Source organism: Roseateles sp. P5_B10 (assembly GCF_056400485.1).
Genome location: NZ_JBFULE010000623.1, coordinates 1 through 3,141 on the forward strand (window position 1 = coordinate 1; position 3,141 = coordinate 3,141).

At 68.8% G+C, this 3,141-nt stretch carries 4 protein-coding genes; all 4 read right to left on the reverse strand.

Features of this window, described 5'->3' with window-relative positions; translation table 11 throughout:
- A partial coding sequence (locus AC1DU6_RS24950; protein ID WP_477860356.1) for a hypothetical protein occupies positions 1 to 199 on the reverse strand: 199 nt, incomplete at its 3' end.
- A gap of 133 nt (positions 200 to 332) precedes the next feature.
- Positions 333 to 2,144, reverse strand: coding sequence for a putative bifunctional diguanylate cyclase/phosphodiesterase (locus AC1DU6_RS24955; protein WP_477860358.1), 1,812 nt, complete (start codon positions 2,142 to 2,144; stop codon positions 333 to 335).
- The gene (locus AC1DU6_RS24960) at positions 2,141 to 2,701 is read right to left on the reverse strand and encodes a YfiR family protein (RefSeq protein ID WP_477860360.1); all 561 of its coding nucleotides are present in this window, start codon (positions 2,699 to 2,701) and stop codon (positions 2,141 to 2,143) included. The genes AC1DU6_RS24955 and AC1DU6_RS24960 overlap by 4 nt, the downstream gene beginning before the upstream one ends.
- 8 nt (positions 2,702 to 2,709) lie before the next feature.
- Positions 2,710 to 3,141, reverse strand: a 432-nt coding sequence (locus AC1DU6_RS24965) for a TonB-dependent receptor domain-containing protein (protein ID WP_477860362.1), incomplete at its 5' end; no start/stop codon positions are given.

Below are 3,141 nucleotides of genomic sequence, written 5' to 3' on the forward strand. Positions count from 1 at the left end.
GCCGCATGCAGATCCACGTCACCCCCAGCAGAAACACGACCGGCAGCGGCGACAGCCACGCCTTGGCGACGCCGATCTGCTGCAAGCCGTGAGACACCGGCCGGTACACCCACTGGCTGGCCAGGAAGATGGCCATGAAGAGAAGGATCCACCAGCCGCTGCGCAGGCGGCCCTGATCGTTGCGTAGCAGCTTGTTCAATTGCRCATCCTTGCAGGTCGGAGGGGTGGCGGTGCGCGCAATTCTGTTGAGCACGCTTGAGATCGACAACGGCCAGGCGACGAACCGCAGATCGGCCGGACAGACGACCCGATGGGAGCAACGGCCTGCCGGATCAGTCGACCGACAGCAATCCTGGCATCTCGTCCGGCGGCACCGGCCTGCAGAAGGCAAACCCCTGCATCAGGTCGCAGCCCATTGCGATCAGAGCCGCCTCGTCCGCCGGCAATTCCACGCCTTCGGCCACGACGACCATGCGCATGGCGTGCGCGACGCGCACCATGGATTCGACCAACATGTGGGAGTCGGCATTGCCAGACAGCCCGTGCACGAAGAGGCGGTCGATCTTGAGCTTGCGGCAGCGGATGCGGCGCAGATAGGCCAGCGAGCTGTAGCCCGTGCCGAAGTCGTCGATGGCCAGGTTGTAGCCCAGGCCCTGCAAGGTGAAGACGAAGGAATCCGGCTTGTCGATGTCCTCGAAGCCGGCGCTTTCCGTCAGCTCGAATTCGATCTCGTCCGGCCCCAGCTGCAGCGTCTTGAGCTGCTGCAGGAAGCGCTCGCGGTGCTGGGGCTTGCGGCATTGCTCCCAGGACAGGTTGACGGCCACCGGCGGGCAGGCCAGGCCCCGGGCGCGCAGGCCGTCGAGGTCGCGGCGCAGCACGGCCAGCAGCGCCAGGCTGAGCTCGACGATCAGGCCCGAGTTCTCTGCCACCGGGATGAATTCGGCCGGCGGCACCCAGCCCCGCTGCGGGTGGTGCCAGCGCGCCAGCGCCTCGAAGCCGTGGATGCGGCGCGCGGCGTCATATTGCGGTTGGTAGGCCAGGCAGAACTGCCCCTGCGCCAGGCCTTCGCGTATATCGTGCTCCAGCGCCAGCCGCAGGCGCAGGGCCTCGCCGATCTGCGGCGTGAAGAGCTGGAAGCTGTCCTTGCCGATCTGCTTGGCATGCCGCAGCGCGGCATCGGCACTGCGCAAGGCCTCGCTCGCATMACGCGCGTGCTCGGGCAATGAGACGCCGCCACTGGAGACATGCAGGCGCAGCCAATGGCCGTCGTGCAGCACCGGCTGCGTGAGTTCAGCCTGCAACTGGGCGACATGGCTGCGCAGCGCCTCGTCTTCCAGGCCCGGCACCAGCAGCAGTGCGAATTCGTCGGCGGACAGACGGGCAATCTGGTCGCCGGGCCGGCGCAGCAGCCTGAGCCGCTGGCCAATGGCCTGCAGCACGGCGTCGCCGGCGGCGTGGCGATGCTGGTCGTTGATCCGCTTGAAATCGTCGAGATCCAGGATCAGCAGGGTGGTGCGGCCGTGGTGGTGCAGCACACGCTCCAGCAGCCCGCGCATGTGCTCACGGTTGGGCAGGTCGGTCAGTGCGTCGAAGCGCGCGAGATAGCGAGTGCGGCGCTCGACCTCCTTGATCTGCACCCGCAGCCGCTTGGACAGCCACCAGGCCAACCCGGCGGTGGCCAGCAGGGTGCCCATGGTGGCGGCGAGGAACTGGGCCACGTCCATCCACATCGGCAGGCGGCTGGCCTCCACGACCAGCATGCCGACTCGCCGGCCGTCGGCCATGACCGGCACCTGCACGCTCGCCGTGCCGGCGGCCTCGTGCAACCAGGTGACCTCGGCCGCGGTGCGCGAGAACTGCGTGAAGACGGCGCCGTCGCCCTTCAGCAGGCGGGCATGCACGATGGACGGGCTCTGCTGCAGGGCAGCCAGGCTTTCGCCGGCATCGCTGCGGCTGTCGAAAACCAGCGCCGCCGAGACCGTCTGCGCGACGATGTCGGCCTGGGTGCGCAGGTCCTCGAGCTGGCGGTCATGCAGGCGCCAGTACTGCAGCACGCTGAGCAGCAGTGCGAAGACCAGCAAGGCGGCCAGCGCGACCACGAGTTCGCGCAGGCGATCGAAGGCATCGGCAAATTGCGGCTTCACGGCGATGTCGTCTGGTGGCGAACGTAGCGGGCCAGGCGCAGCAGCTTGGTGCTGATGGCCAGGCCGACGCGGCGCGCGGCGTCGAGATCCACGTCGAAGACGATACGGCCGTCTTCGATCTGCAGGTTGATCATGGCACCCTGCTCCAGCATCACCGCCACATCCGATATGACGAGCACCGGCAGGTCGGCCAACACCGGGCGCAGCGCTGGCTGAGGCGTGGGCAGGTAGAGCAGATGGCAGCCGGCAAGCTGGTCGGCGCGGGCCTGATGGCGCACATCGACGGTGAGGTGCCGGATCGGTCGACCCGCCAGGGACTGAAGCGCGCTGTCCATGCGGCCCTCGCCGACGGTGCACAGCTGCAGCGGCCGCCCCGCCAGCTCGCGGTCGGCGGGCCAGGTGACGAACATCAGCAGGCGGTAGACAACCTCGGCTTTCAGGGCTTCCGGGCTGGCGCTCTGCGCCGCGGCCGGCTGGGCCGACAGCAGGCCGAGCAGGATCGCGCAGCCGGCACGCCAGCCCGCCCATCCCTTCACCGCTGCTCGACTGCCGCGCATGGCCAGGCTCAGAGCGTGAAGCGCCAGTCCAGGCGCCAGGCGCGCCGGGGCTGAGGGATGGCGCTCAGCGACGTGTCAGGGGTCGACGGGTCGAAAATGCGGCGGTCCAGCGCGTTGCTCAGGTGCAGGGCCAGGCTCTGGCGCGGATCGACGTGATAGCGCAGATGGGCGTTGACGAGGGCGCTGGTCGGCACCTCGACGCGGCCGCTGCGGCGGCCGAGCAGGTTCCACTCCGTGCCAAGCTGCCAGCGCTGCCACACCGGTGAGACGAGGTCGCCCTTGAACATCCACGAGGGCGAATTGCTCAGGCGCTGGCCGGCGTCGTCGCGGCCGTCCATCCAGGACGCACTGATGTGCCAGAGCCAGCCGTCCGTCGCGCGCCTTTCGACGCCCACATCCACGCCCCGCAACCTGACGCTGCCGACATTGCGGTACTGCAC

Bases quoted from the DNA above. Each gene is read 5' to 3' on its own strand.
- AC1DU6_RS24960 (WP_477860360.1), bottom strand. From the start codon at position 2,701: ATGCGCGGCAGTCGAGCAGCGGTGAAGGGATGGGCGGGCTGGCGTGCC.